19 protein-coding genes are annotated in these 19,711 nt (G+C 74.1%); 10 read left to right on the forward strand and 9 right to left on the reverse strand.

The window, feature by feature from the left end; translation table 11 throughout:
• Positions 1 to 142 precede the first annotated feature (142 nt).
• The 4 genes from ACYVGT_RS09930 (at position 143) to ACYVGT_RS09945 (ending at position 2,725) form a co-directional block, all read left to right on the forward strand.
• Positions 143 to 499, forward strand: a complete 357-nt coding sequence (locus tag ACYVGT_RS09930; RefSeq protein ID WP_460856287.1) for a DUF6703 family protein — start codon at positions 143 to 145, stop codon at positions 497 to 499.
• 115 nt (positions 500 to 614) lie between these two features.
• Complete coding sequence (locus ACYVGT_RS09935; protein WP_460856289.1) at positions 615 to 1,415, forward strand: metal ABC transporter ATP-binding protein; 801 nt, start codon at positions 615 to 617, stop codon at positions 1,413 to 1,415.
• Positions 1,408 to 2,289, forward strand: coding sequence for a metal ABC transporter permease (locus ACYVGT_RS09940; protein WP_460856291.1), 882 nt, complete (start codon positions 1,408 to 1,410; stop codon positions 2,287 to 2,289). Before ACYVGT_RS09935 ends, ACYVGT_RS09940 begins: the two co-directional genes overlap by 8 nt.
• Positions 2,290 to 2,293: 4 nt before the next feature.
• A complete protein-coding gene (locus tag ACYVGT_RS09945) occupies positions 2,294 to 2,725 on the forward strand; it encodes a Fur family transcriptional regulator (RefSeq protein ID WP_460856292.1) in 432 nt (143 codons plus the stop codon).
• Between the two features lie 75 nt (positions 2,726 to 2,800).
• Here ACYVGT_RS09945 and ACYVGT_RS09950 read toward each other — a convergent pair whose 3' ends face one another.
• From ACYVGT_RS09950 to recO, 4 genes are all read right to left on the reverse strand, one after another.
• Positions 2,801 to 3,619: an SGNH/GDSL hydrolase family protein gene (locus ACYVGT_RS09950; RefSeq protein ID WP_460856294.1), complete on the reverse strand. Its 819-nt coding sequence runs from the start codon at positions 3,617 to 3,619 to the stop codon at positions 2,801 to 2,803.
• A 175-nt stretch (positions 3,620 to 3,794) separates the two neighbouring features.
• On the reverse strand, positions 3,795 to 4,586 hold the full coding sequence (locus ACYVGT_RS09955; RefSeq protein ID WP_460856296.1) for an SGNH/GDSL hydrolase family protein: 792 nt from the start codon (positions 4,584 to 4,586) through the stop codon (positions 3,795 to 3,797).
• Between the two features lie 50 nt (positions 4,587 to 4,636).
• Positions 4,637 to 5,503, reverse strand: coding sequence for an isoprenyl transferase (locus tag ACYVGT_RS09960; RefSeq protein WP_460856298.1), 867 nt, complete (start codon positions 5,501 to 5,503; stop codon positions 4,637 to 4,639).
• A gap of 177 nt (positions 5,504 to 5,680) precedes the next feature.
• Complete coding sequence (gene recO, locus ACYVGT_RS09965) at positions 5,681 to 6,421, reverse strand: DNA repair protein RecO (RefSeq protein ID WP_460856300.1); 741 nt, start codon at positions 6,419 to 6,421, stop codon at positions 5,681 to 5,683.
• A 174-nt stretch (positions 6,422 to 6,595) separates the two neighbouring features.
• Between recO and ACYVGT_RS09970 the strand changes: the two genes are divergently transcribed.
• Positions 6,596 to 7,387, forward strand: coding sequence for a CAP domain-containing protein (locus ACYVGT_RS09970; RefSeq protein ID WP_460856301.1), 792 nt, complete (start codon positions 6,596 to 6,598; stop codon positions 7,385 to 7,387).
• 156 nt (positions 7,388 to 7,543) lie between these two features.
• Here ACYVGT_RS09970 and leuA read toward each other — a convergent pair whose 3' ends face one another.
• From leuA to ACYVGT_RS09990, 4 genes are all read right to left on the reverse strand, one after another.
• Entirely contained in the window at positions 7,544 to 9,274 is a 1,731-nt protein-coding gene (gene leuA, locus ACYVGT_RS09975) for a 2-isopropylmalate synthase (protein WP_460856303.1), read from the reverse strand.
• 410 nt (positions 9,275 to 9,684) lie between these two features.
• Positions 9,685 to 11,397, reverse strand: coding sequence for a glyoxylate carboligase (gcl, locus tag ACYVGT_RS09980; RefSeq protein ID WP_460856304.1), 1,713 nt, complete (start codon positions 11,395 to 11,397; stop codon positions 9,685 to 9,687).
• A 183-nt stretch (positions 11,398 to 11,580) separates the two neighbouring features.
• The gene (locus ACYVGT_RS09985; RefSeq protein ID WP_460856306.1) at positions 11,581 to 12,501 is read right to left on the reverse strand and encodes a 2-hydroxy-3-oxopropionate reductase; all 921 of its coding nucleotides are present in this window, start codon (positions 12,499 to 12,501) and stop codon (positions 11,581 to 11,583) included.
• Between the two features lie 67 nt (positions 12,502 to 12,568).
• Positions 12,569 to 13,402 carry a hydroxypyruvate isomerase family protein gene (locus tag ACYVGT_RS09990; protein ID WP_460856308.1) on the reverse strand — a complete coding sequence of 278 codons (834 nt, stop codon included), beginning with the start codon at positions 13,400 to 13,402 and terminating at the stop codon, positions 12,569 to 12,571.
• A gap of 689 nt (positions 13,403 to 14,091) precedes the next feature.
• Between ACYVGT_RS09990 and uraD the strand changes: the two genes are divergently transcribed.
• From uraD to ACYVGT_RS10015, 5 genes are all read left to right on the forward strand, one after another.
• On the forward strand, positions 14,092 to 14,601 hold the full coding sequence (uraD, locus tag ACYVGT_RS09995) for a 2-oxo-4-hydroxy-4-carboxy-5-ureidoimidazoline decarboxylase (RefSeq protein ID WP_460856309.1): 510 nt from the start codon (positions 14,092 to 14,094) through the stop codon (positions 14,599 to 14,601).
• The gene (gene uraH, locus ACYVGT_RS10000) at positions 14,598 to 14,942 is read left to right on the forward strand and encodes a hydroxyisourate hydrolase (RefSeq protein WP_460856311.1); all 345 of its coding nucleotides are present in this window, start codon (positions 14,598 to 14,600) and stop codon (positions 14,940 to 14,942) included. The genes uraD and uraH overlap by 4 nt, the downstream gene beginning before the upstream one ends.
• Before the next feature lie 235 nt (positions 14,943 to 15,177).
• A complete protein-coding gene (pucL, locus tag ACYVGT_RS10005; protein WP_460856313.1) occupies positions 15,178 to 16,074 on the forward strand; it encodes a factor-independent urate hydroxylase in 897 nt (298 codons plus the stop codon).
• 516 nt (positions 16,075 to 16,590) lie between these two features.
• Entirely contained in the window at positions 16,591 to 18,093 is a 1,503-nt protein-coding gene (locus tag ACYVGT_RS10010) for a nucleobase:cation symporter-2 family protein (RefSeq protein ID WP_460856314.1), read from the forward strand.
• 87 nt (positions 18,094 to 18,180) lie between these two features.
• Positions 18,181 to 19,176: a zinc-binding dehydrogenase gene (locus tag ACYVGT_RS10015; RefSeq protein WP_460856316.1), complete on the forward strand. Its 996-nt coding sequence runs from the start codon at positions 18,181 to 18,183 to the stop codon at positions 19,174 to 19,176.
• Between the two features lie 63 nt (positions 19,177 to 19,239).
• Here the strand turns inward: ACYVGT_RS10015 and ACYVGT_RS10020 are convergent, their stop codons facing one another.
• On the reverse strand, positions 19,240 to 19,461 hold the full coding sequence (locus tag ACYVGT_RS10020) for a GNAT family N-acetyltransferase (RefSeq protein ID WP_460856319.1): 222 nt from the start codon (positions 19,459 to 19,461) through the stop codon (positions 19,240 to 19,242).
• Between the last annotated feature and the right edge of the window lie 250 nt (positions 19,462 to 19,711).

The following is a 19,711-nucleotide window of genomic DNA, read 5'->3' on the forward strand; positions in this document are numbered from 1 at the left end:
CGGCGCTACCCGCTCGCCCCCTCTCCCGCGATCCTAGCGAGGCCGTCCCGGTGTTCACGCCGAGTGCCCTCCGTCACTATTCTGCGGTGGAGGGGCGCAGCGGCCCGCACGAGCGGCAGGACGCGAGAAGACAGGAGCCACCGTGGTGGACGACCGGGAGCGGGGACGGCGGGAGCGGCCGCTGCCCGACGGAGAGGTGTTCTACACCCCGGGGGCCGGCGGGCTGCGGCGGAGCATCGAGCAGCGCAGCGCGGTGCCGCTCGTCTGGCTGCACCAGGCGCCGCGCTGGATCCTGCCGGTGGGCATGGCGGTGCTCTTCGTCTCCGGCCTGCTGGTGTCGGGGCCGCTGGGCGCGCTCCTCCTCGGCGTGCTGGCCCTGTTCATGGCCTGGCTCGCGTTCCTCGCCTGGCCGTCGCTGCGGCCGGGCGAACGGGCGATGCGCGGAACGGTCATCGCGGTGCTCGCCGCACTCGGCGTCCTGCAGAGCGGACTGCTTTAGTCGCCGCCGGGAGCGGGGCGCGCCGGCGCCGGCGGACGATCTGCCAGGACCGATTCCCGCATTCGCGGCAATCGGTATTTTTGACAACCATTTTCATTGTCGGCAGACTGGGACGGTGACCTCTGATCCCGCCTTCCAGGTGCGCGGCGCCACCGCCGGCTACGACCGCACCCCGGTCCTGCACGGGGTGGACCTCACCGTGCCGGCGGGGCAGACGCTCGCGATCCTCGGCGCCAACGGCTCCGGCAAGTCCACCCTCATGCGCTCGCTCATCGGCATCACGCCGCTGTGGGCCGGCTCGGTGGAGGTCCACGGCACCCCGCTGGCGCGGTTCAAGGACTGGCGCCGGGTCGGCTATGTGCCCCAGCGCCTCACCGCGGGCGGCGGCGTCCCCGCCACCGTGCAGGAGGTCGTCGCATCCGGCCAGGTCGCCACGCGGCGCCGGCTGCACTGGGCCGGCCGGGACGAGCGGCGCGCCGTCACCGCGGCGCTCGAAGCGGTGGGCCTGGCCGGCCGGGCCCGCGCAGCGGTGCACGAGCTCTCCGGCGGGCAGCAGCAGCGGGTGCTCATCGCCCGCGCACTCGCCGGGCGCCCCGACACCGTGCTGATGGACGAGCCGATGGCCGGGGTCGACGCCGGCAGCCAGCGGGCGCTGGCCGCGGCGATCCAGCACCTGCACGACGACGGCGCCACCGTCGTCCTGGTCCTGCACGAGACCGGCCCGCTGGAGCCGCTGATCGACCGCGCCGTCGTGCTCGACGGCGGGCACATCACCCACGACGGCAGTGTGCCGCGGCCCACCGGCGCCTGCGCACGGCCGGGCCACGACCACGTCCACCCGCACTCCGGGGCCGAGCCCGCGCCCGCGGTCGCCCTGCCCGCGATCACCGGTGCCGAGGTGCCCCGCCGTGACTGAGATCCTCTCCTACGACTTCATGGTGCGCGCCCTGATCGCCGCCGCACTGGTGGGGCTCGTCGCACCGGTCATCGGTACCTTCCTGGTGCAGCGGCGGCTCGCCCTGCTCGGCGACGGCATCGGCCACGTCGCGCTGACCGGCGTGGCCCTCGGCTTCCTCACCGGCACCTCGCCGGTGCTCACCGCACTCATCGTGTCGGCGCTCGGCGCAGCAGCCATCGAGCTGGTCCGGGTGCGCGCCCGCACCGGCGGCGACGTCGCCCTGGCCCTGCTGTTCTACGGCGGCATCGCGGGCGGCGTGCTGCTCATCGGGCTGGCTCCCAGCGCCAGCAACGCGACGCTGACCGCCTTCCTCTTCGGTTCGGTCTCCAGCGTCACCAGCGAGGACATCACCGTCGTGGTGGTGCTCGCCGCCGCGGTGATCGGCGTGATCGCTTTCTTCGGCCGCGAGCTGTTCGTGCTCTGCATGGACGAGGACAGCGCGCGTGCCGCCGGCCTCCCGGTGCGCTTCCTCAGTCTGCTCATCTCCATCACCGCCGCGGTCACCGTGGTCATCGCGATGCGCGTGGTGGGCCTGCTCATGGTGAGCGCGCTGATGGTGGTGCCGGTGGTGGCCGCCCAGCAGCTCACCCGGAGCTTCCGGGTGACCGCGGCGCTCGCCGTGGCGATCGGTGCGCTGTCCTCGGTCGGCGGCCTGACCACCGCCTTCTACACCGATGTCGCACCGGGCGCCGCCATCGTCCTGCTGACCCTCGCGGTTTTCGCCGTGGCCGTGGCGGCGGGCCGATTGCTGCGCTCCCCCGCCCGCACGCGCACCGCTGCGGGCGGTACGCTTCAGGACGAGCCGGAGAGCTACGCCGACGCGGGGAGGTGACCCGTTGAGTACACGACGCGAGGCCGTGAAGCGGGCGCTCGACGACAGCACCGGGTTCCGCAGCGCCCAGGACCTCTATGCCGACCTGCGGGCCGACGGGTCGAAGATCGGGCTGACCACCGTCTACCGCGCACTGCAGACGCTGTGCGACTCCGGTGAGGTGGATGTGCTGCGCAACGACGACGGCGAGGCTGTCTACCGGGCCTGCGCCACCGAGAGCCACCACCACCACCTGGTCTGCCGCAGCTGCGGCAAGGCGGTCGAGGTGGAGGGCCCGGCGGTGGAGCGGTGGGCCGAGAGCATCGGAACCCAGCACGGGTTCACCGACGTGACGCACACCGTCGAGGTGTTCGGCACCTGCGCCGCGTGCGCCCGCCGCGCCGGCTCCCGGCCGCAGCGGGACGGGCTCCGCGGGTCGCCGGTCTCGGCGCCCTGATCCGGCCCGCTCCGCCGAGCCCCTCCGCCGAACTCGGTCCGCCGAGCCCGGCGCTCCGGACGCTGAGCGCACCCGTCAGCGGCGGCAGTCGCGGACCGGCTCCAGCTGCGGGCGCTTCGGGCCCATGCCGTCCCCGGAGGAGCGGCCGGTGAGCCGCCGCCCGATCCACGGCACCAGGTAGGCGCGCGCCCAGGCCAGGTCCTGCTGCCGCGCGGCGCGCCAGTCCTGCGGCGCCTCCTCGGGCCACGGCGCGTCCCAGCCGGCGCCGTCGGACGCGCCGAGGATCTGCGCGAGGCGCAGCGCCAGCCGCCGGTGGCCCTCCGCGGACAGGTGGAGGCGGTCGGTGCTCCACGCGCGCCGGTCGTGCAGGAACTTCATCGACCACAGGTCGGCGACGGTGCAGCCGTAGGTGTCGGCCACTGCGCGCACATGCATGTTGTAGGTGGCGACCCGGCCGCGCAGGTGCCGCATCACCGGCTGGAACCCGGTGTCGAAACCGGTGAAGACGACGACCCGGGCACCGGTCGCGGTGAGCCGGGCCACCGCGCCCTCGAACACCTCGGCGACCCGGTCCGGATCGGAGCCGGGGCGGATGATGTCGTTGCCGCCGGCGCACAGGGTGACCAGGTCCGGGCGGAGCTCGACGGCCGCGGGCAGCTGGTCGCCGACGATCTGGTCGATCAGCTTGCCGCGCACCGCGAGGTTGGCGTAGCGGACTTCCGCCGCCGCCCCGGCGAGGTGCTCGGCGAGCCGGTCGGCCCAGCCGCGGTACCGCCCCCGCGGGGTGTCCGCGCTGTCCGGGTAGGGGTCGTCCAACCCTTCGGTGAAGCTGTCTCCGAGGGCGACGAAGGAGAGGATGCCGCCGTCCGCGGCGGGGCTGCCGATACCGCTCATGGGGGAAATGATGCCGCCCCGAGCCCGGGTTACGCGACAGTAGGTTGCGCCTTCGCCGCCCAGTGTCACGGGGATCACGCCGGCGCGCGGGGCGGGCCGCCAGGGCCGGTGCGCCGCCGCGGGCGGCCCGCGGCGGCGCACCGGTCCGGGTGCGCCGCCGCTGCGGAGCACGGCGCTACCCAGGCTTCACCGGATCCAGACCGGGGCGCTTGGCGGCGCGGCCGTCGCCGGAGGACCGGCCGGTAAGGCGCCGGCCGACCCAGGGAACCAGGAACTCCCGCGCCCAGCGCAGGTTCTGCTGGCGCGCGACGGCGGGCGGCATCGGCGGCCGGACCGGCCACGGCGCTCCCGGTTCGCCGTCGGCCGGCACGCCGAGGGTGCGGCAGACCTGCAGGGCGAGGCGGCGGTGCCCCTCCGGCGACATGTGCAGCCGGTCGTCGTCCCAGGCGCGCGGGTCGGTGAGCTCGGCCATCGACCACTGGTCGACGACGTAGCAGCCGTGCGCGTCGGCGATGGAGCGGATGTTCAGGTAGAAGCGCGCGAAGTGGCCGATGCGGGCGCGCATGTAGCCGCCGGCGACGTTGACGCCGGTGAACAGGACGACGTCGGCGCCGGTTCCGCGCAGCGCCGCAACGGCCTCTTCCAGCCGGCTGGCGAGCACGTCCGGATCGGCGCCGGGGCGCAGCAGGTCGTTGCCGCCGGCGCTGAGGGTGACCAGGTCCGGTTCGAGTTCGAGCGCGCGCGGCAGCTGCTCGTCGCGCACCTGCCCGAGGAGCTTGCCGCGGACCGCGAGGTTGGCGTAGCGGACTTCGCCCCCCGGAGCGGCGGCCCGGGCGAGGTGCTCGGCGAACCGGTCGGCCCAGCCGCGGAACCGCCCGTCCGGTCCCGGGTCGCCGACCCCTTCGGTGAAGCTGTCGCCGATCGCGGCGTAGTCGGTGCGCGGACGGTTCAGGTCGATGCCGGTCATCTGGGTACTGCTCCCCCCTCGTCAGCCGCGGGACTTGCCCCCGCGGACCGCTATGCGCCGGATGCCGTGCCCGGCGCCGCCCCGGAGTCCTGATCCGGCCCGGCGCCGCCGCCGGGCGGTACCGGATTGGGCACGGCGCCGCCGTAGCGGCGGTCCCGCGAGGCGTAGACCTCGCAGGCGTGCCAGAGGTGGCGGCGGTCGAAGTCGGGCCAGAGGGTGTCGAGGAAGACGAACTCGGCGTACGCGGACTGCCAGAGCAGGAAGTTGGACAGGCGCTGCTCGCCGGAGGAGCGCACGAACAGGTCGACGTCGGGCAGGTCGGCGGCGTACAGCCGGGCGGTGATCGCCTCCTCGCTGACCTTGTCCGGGTTGAGCCGGCCCTCGGCGGCCTCGCGGGCGATCTGGGCGGCGGCGTCGGCGATCTCCGAGCGGCCGCCGTAGTTGACGCAGAACTGCAGGGTGAGCGCAGTGTTGCCGCGGGTCATCTCCTCGGCTTCGCGCAGCTCGGAGATGACGCTCTTCCACAGCATGCCGGGCCGCCCGGACCAGCGCACCCGCACCCCCATGGCGTGCAGCTCGTCGCGGCGGCGGCGGATCACGTCGCGGTTGAAGCCCATCAGGAAGCGCACCTCCTCGGGCGAGCGCTTCCAGTTCTCGGTGGAGAAGGCGTAGGCGGACAGGGTGGGCACGCCCAGCTCCAGGGCGCCCTCGACCACGTCGAACAGGGCCCCCTCGCCGGCCTTGTGGCCCTCGGTGCGGGCGAGACCGCGCTCCTTGGCCCAGCGCCCGTTGCCGTCCATCACGACCGCGATGTGCTTCGGCACGAGCGCCTTGGGCAGCTCGGGCGGGCGGGCGCCGGAGGGGTGCGGCGCCGGCGCGGCGTAGCCGCGGCCGGAGCCGGACGAGAACAGGCTCACGGGTGGATCCTCCCGGTGGCGGGGTTCGGTGGCACGGGGCGCAGAGCGCGGTGCGCGGTGCGTCGTGGGAGCGTCCGGGCCGGGCGCGCCGGGGCGGACCCGACGCACGATACCGCAGGCCCCGGCCGGTGCCCGCACCCCGACGGTGCGCGGTCCGCGCCTGCCGGGACGGCGGCGTCAGCGCTCGGAGTTCTCCACCAGGCGCAGCGACCGGATGCCGTTCTCCAGGTGCCATTGGAGGTAGGCGGCGACCAGCCCGCTGCATTCGGAGCGGTGCCGCTCCTCGCTCGCGTCGGCGCTGTCCCAGTCCCCGCCGAGCAGCGCGCCCATCAGCCGCACCGCATCCGCGGACGGCGTGACCGCACCGTGCGGTCGGCACACCGAGCAGACCGCACCGCCGGCGTGCACCGCGAAGGCGCGCAGCCCGGGGCCGGCCGATCCGCAGCGTGCGCAGGAGTCCAGTGCGGGCGCGTACCCGGCGACGGCGAGCGAGCGGAGGAGGTAGGCGTCGAGTACGAGCCGCGGTGCGTGGGTGCCCTCCCCCAGGGTGCGCAGCGCCCCGATGACGAGGAGGAACTGGCGCAGCGCCGGGTCCTTTTCGACGGCCACGACCTTCTCCGCGGTCTCCACCACGGCGGTCGCCGCGGTGTAGCGGGCGTAGTCGGCGACGAGCGGGCCGCCGTAGGAGCGCAGCGACTCGGCCTGGGTCACCACGTCGAGGGTGCGGCCGGTGTAGAGCTGGAGGTCGACGTGGCTGAACGGCTCCAGCCGGGCACCGAAGCGCGACTTGGTGCGGCGCACGCCCTTGCCGACCGCGCGCACCAGGCCGGTGCGGCGGGTGAGCAGGGTGACGATGCGGTCGGCCTCGCCGAGCTTCTGCGTGCGCAGGACGACGCCCTCGTCGCGGTAGATACTCACCCCTCCATTCTCGCCGATCGGCACCGGCCGCGCGCTCCCTCCCGCGGCCCCACCCCCCTGAACAGGGACGACAAAGGAAGAATCTCCCGAAATCACCGTCAAATACGGCATTATGCGCCCGGGTGCTCTACGATCACGCGGACACCCCGTTCACCGATCCAGACCGGAGCGACGATGGGACGAGGACGAAGACGGCAGACCCGGCGCGACACGGCCGCGCCGCGCCGCGGGCGCGGGCCGCTGATCGCGGCAGCGCTCGCACTGCCGGTGGGACTGGGCGCAGCCGGCGCGCTGGTCGCGGTCGGCGGAACCGGCCCGGACGCTCCGGCACCGGCCGACTCGGGGCTCGCGCCCGCCGCCGACGACTTCTTCGACGGCGCCACCGGGGAGCCCGGCGCAGACGGCTCCGGAAGCCGGGACGGCGCCGGCGGCGACTCCTCCGGCGGCGGCGCGCAGGGCCAGCAGGCGCAGCAGGCCGAGGGGAGCGTATCCGTCTCGGCCTCCGCCGACCCCGGCGAAGGCTCCGGCAGCGGCGGCGGTTCCGGCGGGTCCGGCGGCACGGGGGGCTCCCCGGGCAGCGGCGGTGGCGGTGGCGGCGACTCCGCCGAGGAGTCGGCGGTCGTCGCGCTCGTCAACGAGGAGCGCGCCTCCGCCGGGTGCGACCCGGTCTCGCCCGACGCCCAGCTGGCGAAGGCGTCGCAGGACCACAGCGCGGACATGGCGAGCCGCGACTATATGGCGCACGACACCCCCGAGGGCGTCGGCCCCGGCGAGCGCGCCGAAGAGGCGGGGTACACGGCGTGGGGCGGCGAGAACGTCGCCGCCGGCCACCCCACCCCGGAGGCGGTGATGCAGGGCTGGATGGACAGCCCGGGCCACCGCGCCAACATCCTCAACTGCGACTTCACCGCCATCGGCGTCGGCGAGACCGACCGCTACTGGGCGCAGAACTTCGGCTACGAGTAGCGCCCCGAGGGGACGGCTCCGCGCAGTATCAGCGCAGCAGGCGGGGGAACCGGCGCACCCGCACCGGTTCCCCCGCCTTCCGTGTGCGCGGGGCGGCCCCCCTCACCTGCCGCCCCGCGCCCGCTCACGCTGCCCGGTGCGCCGGGATCGCCGGGATCAGTCCTGCGCCGCCGCGCGCGCCCGGTTCACGGCGCTGCACACCGCCTTGAGGGACGCGGTGGTGATGTTCTGGTGCAGTCCCACACCCCAGACCACGGTGCCGTCGACGTCGGCCTCGACGTAGGCGGCGGCGCGCGCGTCGCTGCCCTCGCTGAGTGCGTGCTCCACGTAGTCGACCACGCGGAACTTCACGTCGACCTCGGTGAGCGCGTCGCAGAACGCCGACAGCGCGCCCTGGCCGGATCCGGAGATCTCCCGGATCTCGCCGTCCACCCGGACGTCGGCGTCGATCCGGTAGCCCGCGTCCGTGGTCTGCGAGCGGTGCGCCAGCACGCTGACCGGGCCCGCCTCGTCCAGGTAGTTCTCGGTGAAGATCTCCCAGATGCGCTCGGCGCTGAACTCGCCGCCCTCGCCGTCGGTGTAGTGCTGGACCACGTGGGAGAACTCGATCTGCAGGCGGCGCGGCAGGTCCATCGCGTGGTCCCGCTGCAGGATGTAGGCGACGCCGCCCTTGCCGGACTGGCTGTTCACCCGGATCACGGCCTCGTAGTCGCGGCCGACGTCCTTGGGGTCGATCGGCAGGTAGGGCACGTTCCACTCGGCCTCGGCCACCGGGCGGCCGGCCTGCACCGCGCGCTCCTCGATGGCGGTGAGGCCCTTCTTGATCGCGTCCTGGTGCGAGCCGGAGAAGGCGGTGTAGACCAGGTCGCCGCCGTAGGGGTGGCGCGGCGCCACCGGCAGCTGGGTGCAGTGTTCGACGGTGCGGCGGATCTCGTCGATGTCGGAGAAGTCGATCATCGGGTCGACGCCCTGGCTGAACAGGTTCAGGCCCAGGGTGACCAGGTCGACGTTGCCGGTGCGCTCGCCGTGGCCGAACAGGCAGCCCTCGATCCGGTCCGCGCCGGCCATCACGCCCAGCTCGGCCGAGGCGATGCCGGTGCCGCGGTCGTTGTGCGGATGCACCGACAGGCAGACGTGCTCGCGGCGGGTGAGGCTGCGGCTCATCCACTCGATCTGGTCGGCGTAGACGTTGGGCGTGGAGCGCTCCACGGTGGCCGGCAGGTTGAGGATGATCTCGCGGTCCGGGCCGGGCTGCCAGACGTCCATGACGGCCTCGCAGACCTCGCGGGCGAAGTCCAGCTCGGTGTCGATGAAGATCTCCGGCGAGTACTCGTAGCCGACGACCTCGGTCTCGCCCAGGTACTTCTCCATGAACCGGACGACGTGCCGGGTGCCGTCGACCGCGATGGCCTTGCAGGCGTCGCGGTCGACGCCGAAGACGACGTCGCGGAAGACCGGCGCGGTGGCGTTGTACAGGTGCACGGTGGCACGCTCGGCGCCGACCAGGGACTGCACGGTGCGCTCGATCAGGTCTTCGCGCGCCTGGGTCAGCACCGAGATCTGCACGTCGCCGGGGATGCGGCCGCCCTCGATGAGGGAGCGGACGAAGTCGAAGTCGGTCTGGCTGGCGGCAGGGAAGCCGACCTCGATCTCCTTGTAGCCCATCCGGACCAGCAGGTCGAACATCTCGTGCTTGCGGGCGCCGTCCATCGGCTCGATCAGGGCCTGGTTGCCGTCCCGCAGGTCAGTGGAGAGCCATCGGGGCGCGGAGCTGATCGTCTTCGACGGCCAGGTGCGGTCGGGCAGGTCCACCGGCGCGAACGGGACGTAGCGGTGGATGGGCATTCCGCTGGGCTGCTGCTGGGGTACCGAAGGCTGCGAAGCCATTGCTGCTGCTCCTCTGCGAGGGTGTGGCGATCCAGGCCGACCAGACACGACGAAGCCCCGCGGCGAGGGAGTCGACCGTTTCTAGCGACCCCCGCCGCGGCCGCTAAGGAGGAGCAGCTCACGCAGCATGGTGCCCGCAACGGTAGCAGACCTGCGGCGCTCCCGTGCCGTGCGGCCCGCTCGGCCGGGCCGCTGTGCCGCACGGAAGAGGGCGGGGCGCCGCGGTGGTCCGGCCAAGTGACCACCGATGCGCCCCGCCCGTGCGGGGACAGTGTCCCCGCCCGGATCCGTTTCTACCGCCGCAGCGGCGCACCCCGGATCCGGGGCCGGTGTTCGCGCCGCGCGGCAGGGCCGGCGGCGGCGAACCGAACGTCGGGCTTCCGGCAGAAGGTATCCGGAAGACCCGGCGCTCAGGCGGGGTCGGGCTCGAATTCGCGCACGGCGTCGATCGACGGCCCGTGCGGCGTGTTGGCCCGGCGTTCGATCATGACCTCCAGCAGCACCGGGCGCGACGTGCGGCGCGCTTCCTTACGGGCCCAGTCGATGCCGTCGCGCAGCTCGGCCGGGTCGAAGACGCGCCGGCCGGAGCAGCCGTAGGCTTCCATGATCTTGACGTTGTCGGTGCCGTACTCGTCGTAGTGGATGTCGACTTCGTAGTCCATGTCGTAGGGGATCTCGGCCTGCCGGATCAGCCCCAGGTACTCGTTGTTGAGCATGATCAGCACGAAGGGCACGTCGTACTGCGCGGCGACGGCGAGCTCCTCCACCATGTACTGGAAGCCGTAGTCGCCGACGATGCCGAGCACTTCGGCGTCCGGCTCGGTGCGCTCCAGCGCCTTCTTCACGCCGATCGCCGCCGGGATCTCCCAGCCGAGCGGGCCGGCCTGGCCGCACACCTGGTAGTGCCGCGGCAGGTGGGCGCGCTGGTGCTGGCCGCCCCAGATCTGGTACAGGCCGATGGCGGTGACGGTGTAGGTCTCGGGGCCGAACGCCTCGTTGATCTCGGCGTAGACGCGGGGCGCCTTGATCGGCACATCGTCGAAGTCCTCCCGGCGGGCCAGGTCCCGCTTGAGCCCGACGACGCGCTCCCGCCAGCCGCCGGGGCCGGGCTGCGTACCGCGCTTGCGGGCGGCGTCGGCGAGTGCGCGCAGGAACAGCCGGGCGTCGGAGACGACGCCGAGGTCGGGTTCGAAGACCCGGCCGATCTGGGTCGGTTCGATGTCGACGTGGATGAAGGTGCGGTCGCCGCGGTAGACCGAGATGGCGCCGGTGTGCCGGTCGGCGAACCGGGCGCCCACCGCCAGCACCAGGTCGGCTTCGAGGAAGGACGCGTTGCCGTAGCGCTGGGAGGTCTGCACCCCGGTCATGCCGGCGTAGAGCGGCGAGGTCTCGTCGAAGGCGCCCTTGCCCATCAGGGTGGTCTGCACGGGCACGCCGAGGAGCTCGGCCGCCTCGGCGAGCTCGGCGGCGGCGTCGGCGGCGACCACACCGCCGCCGGCCAGCAGCAGCGGGCGCTCGGCGCCGAGCAGCATGTCCAGGGCGCGCTCCACCCGCGGCAGGTGCGGGTGGACCGGGTGCACGGGCAGCGGCGCGTCGATCGCCGGGTCGTAGGAGATGGTCTGCTGGGCGACGTCGAGCGGGATGTCGATGAGGACCGGGCCGGGGCGGCCTTCCCGCGCGATGCGGAACGCCTCCCGGAAGATCCACGGCGCCGAGCCGGCCTCCTTGATCTGCACCGCCCACTTGGTGACGGGCTCGGCGACGGCGGTGATGTCGACCGCCTGGAAGCCCTCCTTGTCCAGGAGGTCGGTACGGTTCTGCCCGGTGATGCAGACGATCGGCACCGAGTCGGCCATGGCAGTGTAGAGGCCGGTGACCATGTTCGTCGCGGCGGGGCCGGAGGTGCCGATGGCGACGCCGACCCGGCCGTTGGTGCGGGCCCACCCGTCCGCCATGTGGGTGGCGCCCTCCTCGTGGCGGACGACGAGGTGGTCGATGCCGCCCTCGTCGCGGAGGGCCGCATACAGCGGCAGGATCGCGGCGCCGGGGCAGCCGAAGGCGGTGTCGACGCCCTCGTCCTTCAGCACCTGGACGACGGCGTTCATTGCAGGCATCTGTACCATTCGCTGTGAACCCTTCAGTGCTAGGGGGTCACGGGCCCGCTGGCGGGGCATCGGGTGCGGCCAACACCCGGGGCTGGAGGCGTCCGCGCGGATCGGTTAAGCCGCGGACGCTTCTCGGCCGCCCCGCCTGCGGGACTCCGCTCCGCGGGCCCGGCGGGCCCGCGGTTCACTGCTCAGAGCGCGTCACTTCTCCCGCGGCGCAGCGCGCCCGGAGAGCTCTTCGACGAGGGTGAGCAGCGCCGAGTGGTCGAGGGCGCCGTCACCGCGCGCCTTCAGGGCGTTCATGAACTGGGCGGCGAGCGCGCCGAACGGCACGCTGACGCCGGCTTCGCGGGCCGCGTCGGTCACGATCCGCAGGTCCTTGGCGTGCAGTTCGACGCGGAAGCCCGGCGCGAACGAGCGCTTCCGCATGTTCGGGCCCTTCCGGTGGAGCACCGTGCTGCCGGCGAGCCCGCCGCCGAGCACCTCCAGGCCGGCGCCGGTGTCGACGCCGTGCGCTTCGAGGAAGACCAGGGCTTCGGCGAGCAGCTGGATGTTGCCGGCGACGATGAGCTGGTTGGCGGCCTTCACGGTCTGGCCCGCTCCGGCGGGGCCGACGTGCACCGGCGTGGCGCCGACGACCTCGAAGAGCGGACGGGCCGCAGCGAAGCCGTCGTCCTCGCCGCCGGCCATGATGGACAGGGTGCCCTCGATGGCGCCGGCCTCGCCCCCGCTCACCGGGGCGTCGAGGACGCGCAGGCCGCGCCGGGCGCCTTCGGCGGCGACGGTGCGCGCGGTGTCGGGGCGCACGGTGCTCATGTCGATCACCAGCGCGCCGTCCCGGGCGTGCGCGAACACGCCGTCCTCGCCGAGGAGCGCGGCCTCGACGTCGGGCGAGTCCGGCAGCATTGTGATGACTGCGTCGGCCTCGGCCACGGCTTCGGCGATGCTGCCGGCGGCGGTTCCGCCCTGGTCGGCGAACTCCTTCGCGCGGCCCGGCGACCGGTTGACGCCGAGCACGCGGTATCCGGCGCGGTGCAGGTTGAGGGCCATGGGCAGGCCCATGATGCCGAGCCCGATGAAGGCGACGGTCACGGGCCGGCCGTTCTCCGGTGCGGTGGTCATGGGTGGTCGGTGTCCCTTCGGTGGTGGCTGTGGCGGCTGCAGTGGCGGGTGCCGGCCTCCGGGGCGGTCAGCGGTGCAGCCAGCCGAAGCTGTCGGCGGAGGCTCCGGTGGGCTTGTACTCCAGGCCGACGGGGCCGGTGTAGCCGCGGGAGCGGGTCTCGGCGAGCAGCCCGGCCAGGTCGAGCGAGCCGCTGCCGGGTTCGCCGCGGCCCGGGTGGTCGGCGATCTGGACGTGGCCGAACTCGGCGGCGTGCGCGCGCACCGCGGCGGCGGGGTCGTCTCCGTTGGCGGCCAGGTGGAAGAAGTCGGCGAGCAGTGCGGTGTTGGCGGCGCCGGCCGCACGGGCGCGGCGGACCACGGCGAGCCCGTCCTCTGCGGTCAGCAGCGGGTAGTCGGGAGCGCCGCTGAGCGGCTCCACCAGGACGGTCCCGCCGGCCGGCGCCACGGCCTCGGCCGCGGCGAGGAGGTTCTCCAGCGCGACGCGGTCCTGCTCGGCCGGGTCGACGCCGGGCAGGCGCAGGCCGTAAAGGGCGTTGAAGCCGGTGGCGCCGGTGCGGGCGGCGATGTCGGCGACGACCGGCAGGTTGGCGCGGAACTCGGCGGCGCGGTGCGGGTGCGAGAGCACGCCGCGGTCCGGGCCGGGCAGCTGGCCGGCGAAGAAGTTGAGGCCGGTGAGCCGGGTGCCGGAGGCGGCGATCGCGTCGACGAAGGCGTCGACCTCGGCGGCGGCCGGCGCGGCCTCCTCGAACGGCCACCAGAACTCGACGGCGTCGAAGCCGGCGCGGGCGGCCGCGGCCGGGCGCTCGGTGACGGGGAGCTCGGTGAACAGCAGCGAGCAGTTCACCGTCGGGCGCAGCCCGCCGGTTGCGGCGGGCGCGTTCGCGGTGTCGGACTCGGTCACGGTCCCCTCCTGGGGTCGGAGCTGTCAGGTCGGGCGGCGCTGCGGCCGCGGGCGGCGGGGCTGCGGGCCAGAGGTGCAGGCTGGCGGCCGCAGGCGAGGCCGGGAGCGGAGGCGCTGCAGGTGCGGCTCACCCCTGCAGTCCGAGTATTCCGCGGACCCGGGTGCGGGTTCCGCAGGCACCCCCGGTGCTGCCGCCGCGGCCCCGTGGCTGCGGGCGCGGCCGGCGTGCGGTCCGCTCCCGGGCCGCGGCCCGGGGCGGCCGCGCGGCCGTCCTCCTGCGCCGCCGCCCCGGATCCGGACCGGATGGCGGTCGGCCCGGCGCTCTCCCCCGGCACTCCCCGTCGTGCACCGGCCTTTAATTTCGCTATTCGGAATTCAGTTTTCACTTGAAGGAATACTGAGAGTGTGCGCGGAGCGGCGCCGGTTGTCAACCGGGGCAGCGCCGACTCCCGCGCATCCAGGCGCGCACCGGCACTGCCGCCGGACCGCGGAGGACTGAACCGGCGCGCATCGGGAACGCGGTATTGACAGCCCTCCTGTGATCCGGGCTACAGTCCGATATGCAAAAGCGGGTTTCTGCTCTACGAAATCCACACGTGCGGCAGATGGCCTCCGGGTGTCCGCGCAACGGCGCGGAGACCCAGCCCCGCCGCACAGCGACCGACCGAGAAGACGGCCACGAGGGGACCATGCCCGCAACCGCCCTGGAGCGGCTGAACGCCCTGCCCGCCGACGCGTTCCGCGCCGAGCTGGCGCGCTGCCTGGACATCGACCGGTGGACCGGCGCGCTGGAGCAGGCGCGCCCGTTCGCCGACCGCGCCGCGCTGCTCGCGGCAGCCGGCGCCCACGCCGAACACCTCACCGATGCCGAAGTCGGCACGGCACTCGCCCGCCACCCGCGGATCGGCGAGAAGTCCGCCGGCGCCGACACCGAGTCCCGCTGGTCCCGCCAGGAGCAGTCAGCGGTGTCCGACGCCGGCGCGCCGGCCGAGCAGGCGTTCGCCGCGGCCAACGCCGCCTATGAGGAGCGCTTCGACCACATCTACCTCGTCTGCGCGAGCGGGCGCTCGCCGGAGGACCTGCTCGCCGACGTGGAGAAGCGGCTGGGCCACAGCCCCGCCGAGGAGAAGCGGGTGGTCGCCGAAGAGTTCCGCAAGATCGCGCTGCTGCGCGTGGAGAAGGTGCTGGACGACCAATGAGCCATGTGACCACGCACGTCCTGGACGCCGCCCTCGGGCGGCCGGCCGCCGGTGTCGCCGTGCGGCTGGAGCGCGCCGAGGACCCGCAGCGCACCTCCTGGAGCCCGGTGGCGACCGGCGCGACCAACGCCGACGGCCGGGTGCCCGACTTCGGACCGGACACGCTGCCCGCCGGCGTCTACCGGGTCGTGTTCGCCACCGCCGAGTACTTCACCGCGACCGGCCAGACCGGGTTCTACCCCGAAGTCACCGTCGCCTTCGAGCTGGCCGACACAGCGCAGCACTACCACGTGCCGCTGCTGCTGAGCCCGTACGCCTTCTCCACCTACCGCGGGAGCTGATGCCTTAGCCCTGAGAACACCCCCAGGAAACGCGGTGACAGGTCCTTCCGCACGCCCAAAGCGGTCCTCCCTCGTCGCGATCGGCGCCCCCGGACAGATACCGGGCGCCGGCCACCCCCTTGTCGGTTCCCCGCCGCCGGGCCACCCGCCCGCGGCCTGCGTGCAGAGCGCCCGCCCGCTTCGGCGGCGCGCCCCGCGGGAACCGATGCAGCATCGCGAACGGACGGAGACGGCCATGGGCATCCGGCTCGGAGACAACCAGTACGGCAAGGCGGAGGTGCGCCTGGTGCGCGTCACCCGCGACACCCCCGTGCACACCCTCAAGGACATCAACTACACCTCCCAGCTCCGCGGCGAGCTGGAGACCGTGCACACCGAGGGCGACAACGCGACCTGCCTGCCGACCGACACGCAGAAGAACACCGTCTACGCCAAGGCGCGGGAGTGGGGCGGCGTCGGCGCGATCGAGGACTTCGCGCTGCGCATGGCGCGCCACTTCCACGATGAGCACCCCTACGTGCACGGCGCGCGCCAGGAGGTGGAGGAGTACACCTGGGAGCGGATCGCCACCGCGGACGGTCCGCACAACCACGCCTTCGTACGCAACGGCGCCGAGGTGCGCAACGCCGTGGTCACCAAGGACGGCGCCGACGAGTGGGTGGTGTCCGGGTTCTCCGGGCTCACCGTGCTCAAGTCGACCGGCTCGGAGTTCCACGGCTACCCCAAGACGCACTACACGACGCTGGCGGAGGTCACCGACCGCATCCTCGCCACCGACGTGTCCGCGCGCTGGCGGAGCGTCGGGACCGACCACGACTGGGACAAGGTCTATGCCTCGGTGAAGTCGCTGATGCTGGAGGCGTTCGCCGAGACGCACAGCTACGCGCTGCAGCAGACGCTGTACGAGATGGGCCGGTCCGTCCTGGAGTCGCACGGCCACATCGCCGAGGTCAAGTTCTCCATGCCCAACAACCACCACTTCCTGGTGGACCTCTCCCCGTTCGAGCTCGACAACCCCGGCGAGGTGTTCTTCGCCGCGGACCGCCCCTACGGCAAGATCGAGGCGACCGTCGAACGGGACGACGCGCCCCCCGCGGGCCGCGCCTGGCACACCGTGCCCGGGTTCCTGTAGGACCCGTCCGCCCCGGCACTGCCGGCTCCCCCGCGGGCGGCCGCCGAGGGCGCCGTCCGGGAGCCCGGACTCCGCGCCGCCGCCTGCACAGCGGGCTCCGCCCCCGCGGCAGCGGCGGCGCGGCACCGGCCCCCGGGCAGAATCCGGCCGGCAGCCGGCCGGGATCATCGATCCGTTTCCCCACCCTCATCGCACTGGCACATCCGTCACATTCCCCGTGACTGCACGGCAGCAGGACCGGAACCCCCCGCCCGCGGAGCACTCCGCGGGTCCGAGTCCCGGCCCCGCTCCGCACAGCAGCGGCGCTGCGCCCCGCCGGGGCGCACCGTGCACCGCCTCCGCGGGCGGCGCGCGGGCGCGCGCACTGGGAGCACCGGCCCGGCCCCGATGATGCAGTCGGGCCCGCTCCGACCCACTGAACCGGCACGACCGCACCCCGGGAACGATGGCCCCCAGGGTGGAGCGCCCCGCGCCTCGGGACGGTCGCGCCACGGACGCAAGGGGCTGAACCAGGCCATGAAACTCGGAAAGCCGGACGGCGGCTCCCCCGCCGACCCCACCGCCACCGCCAAGGGGGGCGCCCCCGCCCCCCGGCCGGAGGACGAGCGCCACCCCACCCCGCTGCTCGTGCTCTACGGCGCACAGCACATCCTCACCATGTACGCCGGCGCGGTCGCGCCGGCCCTGGTGATCGGTGCCGCCGCGGGCCTCGGACCCGTCGACACCGGCATCCTCGTCAGCGGCGCACTGCTCGTCGCCGGCATCGCTACCCTGCTGCAGACGCTCGGCCCCTGGCGGATGGGCGCGCAGCTGCCCATCGTCGTCGCCGCGTCCTTCGTCCCGGTCAGCGCGATGACCGCCATCGCCGCCGACCAGGGCCTGCCGGTGGTCTTCGGCGCATCCCTGGCCGGCGGCCTGTTCGCGCTCTGCCTGACACCGTTCTTCGGCCAGCTGGTGCGCTTCTTCCCGCCGGCGGTGACCGGCAGCATCATCACCGTCATCGGCCTGTCGCTGATGCCGGTGGCCGCCGGCTGGATCGTCAACGACAACCCGGCCGGCCACCCCTCGATGGGCGACATCGGGCTGGGCGCCGCGACGCTGGGCCTGGTGCTGCTCTTCTCCCGGATCCTGCCCGGCCTGTTCGGGCGGATCGCGATCCTGCTCGGCCTCGTCGCCGGCACGCTGATCGCGCTGCCGATGGGCAAGACCGACTTCGGCTCGGTACCCGACGGCGCGGTGTTCTCGCTGGGCTCGCCGTTCTACTTCGGCCCGCCGGAGTTCCAGCCGGCCGCCATCATGACGATGTGCGTGATCATGCTGGTCGTGCTGACCGAGGGCGCCTCGCACATCATCGCGGTCGGCGAGATCACCGGCTCCAAGGTCGACGCCAAGCGCATCTCGGCCGGACTGCGCGCCGACGTCAGCGCCTCGGTCATCGGCCCGATCTTCAACGCCACCCCGGGCAGCTCGTTCGCGCAGAACATCGGGCTGCTGGCGCTCACCAAGATCCGCAGCCGCTTCGTGGTCGCCGTCGGCGCCGGGATGCTGATCCTGCTCGGCCTGTTCCCGGTCCTCGGGCGGCTCGTCGCGGCGGTCCCGATGCCGGTGCTGGGCGGCGCCGGCCTGGTGCTGTTCGGCACCGTGGCGGCCAGCGGCATCCGCACGCTCAGCAAGGTCGACTTCGACGACAACCTCAACCTGGTGCTGGTGGCCACCTCGATCGGGTTCGGCATCATCCCGATGGCGGTGCCGGACTTCTACGAGGGCTTCCCCGCCACCGTGGCGCTGGTGCTGCACTCCGGCATCGTGGGTGCGGCCGTGGTCGCGATCCTCCTCAACATCTGCTTCAACGTGATCGGGCGGCCCGCGCAGGCGCCGTCCGCGGACGTCGACGCCGACGAGCTGCGCACCGCGGGCCCCGGTGAAGCCAAGTACACCGAGGCCGCCGACGCCGCCTACCGCTCCTCTGCCGAGGCGGAGCCGCCCGAGCCCGCTGCACCCGCCGAGCAGCGGGACTGAGGCCTTCCGCTCCCCCTCCGCGAGCGGGCCCGGGTGCGCTGCACCCGGGCCCGCCGGCGTGCGCACCGGCCCGCTAGTGTCACCCCGATGATGCGGATGATCGTGCCCGGCAGCGGCTCCTGGACGTTTCGCGAGGCCGCCGTCCCCGTTCCCGGGGCCGGCCAGGTCCTCGTCCAGGTGCGCGCGGCGGCACTGAACCGCGCCGACCTGGATGAGCTGGCGGGGCGGTACCGGCCGCGCGACCGCGGCGCCGGCACCGAGGCCGCCGGATCCGAGCTCGCCGGCACGGTGGCGGCGCTCGGGCCGGGCACTGCGGGCGCCGGGGTCGGCGACCGGGTCATGGCGATGGTCGAGGCCGCCTTCGCCGAATACGCGGCGGTGGACTCCCGGCTGCTCCTCCCGGTCCCCGACGGGCTTTCCGACGCCGATGCGGCCGCCCTCCCCTCGGCGCTCATGACCGAGTACGACGCGCTCTTCCTCCAGGGCGGACTGGCACCGGGCGCGACGGTGCTGATCACCGCCGCCACCTCGGGCACCGGCCTCCTCGCCGCCGCCCTGGCGCGGCGCGCCGGAGCCACCGTGCTCGGCAGCACCACGCGGGCCGACCGGATGCCGTACCTGGCCGAGCGAGGCGTGTCCCCCGTCCCGGGCCGCCCCGGGGCACTCTCCGCGTCGGTCCGCGCGGCCACCGGGGGCCGCGGCGCCGACCTCGTCATCGACCACGTCGGCGGCGCCCTCCTCGACGACGCCGTGGCCGCCACCCGCATCGGCGGCACGCTGGTCCACCTCGGGCGGCTCGGCGGCACCCGCGGCGAGCTCGACCTGGACCGGCTGGCCTACCGCCGCGTGCGGCTGGTGGGCAGCACCTTTCGGACCAGGGACGACACCGAGCGCGCCGCCATCGCCGCCGCGGTACGCAGCCGCGCCCTGGACTGGGTCGCCGACGGATCGGTCCGCGCGCCGATCGCGGCGCTCGTCCCCTTCGCCGAGGCGCCCCGGGCGCTGGACCTGCTCCGCCGCCCGGAAGCGCCCGGCAAGGTGGTGCTCAGCCCGTTCCCCCGGGCCGACCCCTCCAGCCGCTGACGCCGCCGCTGCCGTCCCCCTGTCCCGCGGCAGGTTCTCGGCGAAGTACAGGGAGAGGTCCTTCTACCGGTACGGCCCCCGCCCCTCGACCTCGGTAGAGCCGCTGGGCCGGTACAGCGCCACCGCCTCCGGCTGGTTCAACCCGCAGTGCAGCACCCTCCGGCGCAGTCCGTGTCCGGCCGCGGCCTCCTCCGGGTGGGCCAGGAGCGCGCGGGCGATCCCGGTGCCGCGTGCGGCGGGCCGGACGAACAGGCGCTTGAGTTCGGCACTGGTCGGGCCGAGCACCGGAGCACCGCGGTCGAGGATGCGCCAGCCGCCGCAGGCGGCCGGGCGCCCCCGCGGTAGCCCGCGCCGAAGTAGCCGGCCGCCGCGGCGAACTCCGCCGGGTCGACCGGCGTGGCGTCTTCGCTGCCGTAGCGGACGACGTACTCGGCCTGCAGCTCGCCGATCTGCGGCTGCGCGCCGGCGTGGGTGCAGGGCAGGGGCGCGCAGGTGCAGCGGCGGGGTCGGCGGGGTCAGGGTCCGGGTCCTCGGC

It is taken from the genome of Nocardiopsis coralliicola, assembly GCF_054779695.1.

What these genes read in the sequence shown, in the direction of transcription:
- ACYVGT_RS09950 (WP_460856294.1), bottom strand. Translation starts at nt 3,619, where the DNA reads ATGAGCGGTATCGGCAGCCCCGCCGCGGACGGCGGCATCCTCTCCTTC.
- ACYVGT_RS09955 (WP_460856296.1), bottom strand. Translation starts at nt 4,586, where the DNA reads ATGACCGGCATCGACCTGAACCGTCCGCGCACCGACTACGCCGCGATC.
- ACYVGT_RS09970 (WP_460856301.1), top strand. Translation starts at nt 6,596, where the DNA reads ATGGGACGAGGACGAAGACGGCAGACCCGGCGCGACACGGCCGCGCCG.
- leuA (WP_460856303.1), bottom strand. Translation starts at nt 9,274, where the DNA reads ATGGCTTCGCAGCCTTCGGTACCCCAGCAGCAGCCCAGCGGAATGCCC.
- gcl (WP_460856304.1), bottom strand. Translation starts at nt 11,397, where the DNA reads ATGGTACAGATGCCTGCAATGAACGCCGTCGTCCAGGTGCTGAAGGAC.
- ACYVGT_RS09985 (WP_460856306.1), bottom strand. Translation starts at nt 12,501, where the DNA reads ATGACCACCGCACCGGAGAACGGCCGGCCCGTGACCGTCGCCTTCATC.
- uraD (WP_460856309.1), top strand. Translation starts at nt 14,092, where the DNA reads ATGCCCGCAACCGCCCTGGAGCGGCTGAACGCCCTGCCCGCCGACGCG.
- uraH (WP_460856311.1), top strand. Translation starts at nt 14,598, where the DNA reads ATGAGCCATGTGACCACGCACGTCCTGGACGCCGCCCTCGGGCGGCCG.
- pucL (WP_460856313.1), top strand. Translation starts at nt 15,178, where the DNA reads ATGGGCATCCGGCTCGGAGACAACCAGTACGGCAAGGCGGAGGTGCGC.
- ACYVGT_RS10010 (WP_460856314.1), top strand. Translation starts at nt 16,591, where the DNA reads ATGAAACTCGGAAAGCCGGACGGCGGCTCCCCCGCCGACCCCACCGCC.
- ACYVGT_RS10015 (WP_460856316.1), top strand. Translation starts at nt 18,181, where the DNA reads ATGATGCGGATGATCGTGCCCGGCAGCGGCTCCTGGACGTTTCGCGAG.